Below are 1,624 nucleotides of genomic sequence, written 5' to 3'. Positions count from 1 at the left end.
CCCCGGCGCCGCCCGCGGCGGAGGCGAAGCGCACCGGCAGGCCCTGCGGGTCGGTGCGCGGCGGGGTGGCCGCCAGCTTGTCGGCGTAGAGCTCCCCGCCGACCGCGCCGACGGCGGCGACCTTGCGCAGCGCCCCGCCCTCGGGGTTGGTGAGCGCGGGGGCCGACAGGCCGAGCGAGCTGCGGCAGCCGGTGGCCACGCCCAGCAGCAGCGAGCGGACGGTCAGCCCGCCCGACGCCTTGCGCCGGGGCGCGTCGCCGGAGGTGGGGACGGCCTCGACGACGGCCTGCACGGCGGCGCCGTAGGCCAGGTGCGGGACGGCGTCGGAGACCCAGTCCCGGCGCGACCACGAGCGGGGGTCGTCGACGCCGAGCGCGGCGACGGTGCCGTCGGTGAGCGCCATCGCGGCGGCGCCGGTGGTCACCGCACCCACGGCGGAGGGCAGCCGGACGCCGGCGCTGCGCGCCAGGCTGGCCAGCACCCCGACCGCCACGCCGTTGCCGATGCCGGCCAGCGCGCCCAGGGCGGTTCGGCGGTTGGCCCGCTCGCTGCCCTTCCCCGGCACCGAGGTGCCGGCGACGCCGGCCAGGGCGTCGACGGTCTGCTCGGGGGTGCTGCTGGCGTCGCGGCCGCGCACCGCCATGTCGAGGTAGGTGACGGCGTTGAGGACGGTGGTGCCGGCCGCGCCCGCGGCCAGCCCCCGTGCGAAGGACCCGGTCATGGACCGACCCTGCGGGCTCGCGCCGGGACCGGCAACCTGGTGGCGATGACCTCCCGGGAGCAGCGGCTGCAGGACAGGCTCGCCCTGCCGGTGCTGGTGGCCTCCCTGGTCAGCGTGCCCGCGGTCTTCCTCACCTTCGCCCCCGGCGTGCTGGGCGCGACCGGCCGGGTGCTGGACGTGGCCACCGGGGCGGTGCTCCTGGGCGAGACGGTGGCCCTGCTGGCGGTGGCGGAGGACAAGCGGGCGTGGGTGCGCGGCCACCGGGGGCTGCTGGCGATGACCGGCGTCGTCGTCCTCGGGGTGGTGCTCGCCGTCGGGCCGGTGCAGGTGTTCCGGCTGGTCCGCACGGTCGGCGCCCTGCGCGTGCTGCGCGCCGGGCGGGTGGTGCGGGCGACGCGGACCGTCGCGGCCCGCACCGGGGGACGGCTGGTCCGGGCGCTGGTCGTCGTCGGCGGCCTGGTCGCGGCGCTGTTCGTCGCGCTGGTGCTCGCCGACCCCACCTCGCGCAGCCGGTCGCTGCTGGACTGGCTGCTGCCCTTCCCGGTCGGGGGCCAGACCATCGCCGTCGCCGCGGCGGTCGCCGGCGCCCTCGTGGGCGGTGCGACGTGGCTGCTGGTCCGCGACCCGGGCAGCGCCGCGGACGCCTGAGGGACCCCGGTGGGCCGGGTCACGTGCCGACCATCACGGCCGTGACCAGCGCGTTCCACAGGCATCCGGCAGGCACGGCTGGGACCGTGGACACCAGCGCCCGAGGTCGTGTGCCCACTCCCGCCACCCGCGCCCCCACTCCCCCCTGCGAGGTCCTGCCGTGTCCGCACCCTTCCTCCTGCGTGCCCGCGCGCCGATCGGCCGCGCCGTCCGCGACGCCGCCGGTCGCGCGCCGGCGCCGTCACCGGCCCGGCT

2 protein-coding genes are annotated in these 1,624 nt (G+C 79.1%); one reads left to right on the top strand and one right to left on the bottom strand.

Annotated features, from left to right (window positions below; translation table 11 throughout):
* A partial coding sequence (locus NH342_RS22885) for a hypothetical protein (protein WP_253018660.1) occupies positions 1-721 on the bottom strand: 721 nt, incomplete at its 3' end.
* 45 nt (positions 722-766) lie between these two features.
* Here NH342_RS22885 and NH342_RS22880 point away from each other — a divergent pair.
* Positions 767-1,369: a hypothetical protein gene (locus NH342_RS22880; protein ID WP_253018658.1), complete on the top strand. Its 603-nt coding sequence runs from the start codon at positions 767-769 to the stop codon at positions 1,367-1,369.
* Positions 1,370-1,624: the final 255 nt, after the last annotated feature.

This window comes from Klenkia sp. PcliD-1-E (assembly GCF_024124375.1).
Classification (GTDB): domain Bacteria; phylum Actinomycetota; class Actinomycetes; order Mycobacteriales; family Geodermatophilaceae; genus Klenkia.
Note: the sequence above shows the minus strand (reverse complement) of the source record. Positions and strands in the feature narration are given on the sequence as shown.

Excerpts from the sequence above, each read along its gene's own strand:
- NH342_RS22880 (WP_253018658.1), top strand. The coding sequence starts at position 767 with ATGACCTCCCGGGAGCAGCGGCTGCAGGACAGGCTCGCCCTGCCGGTG.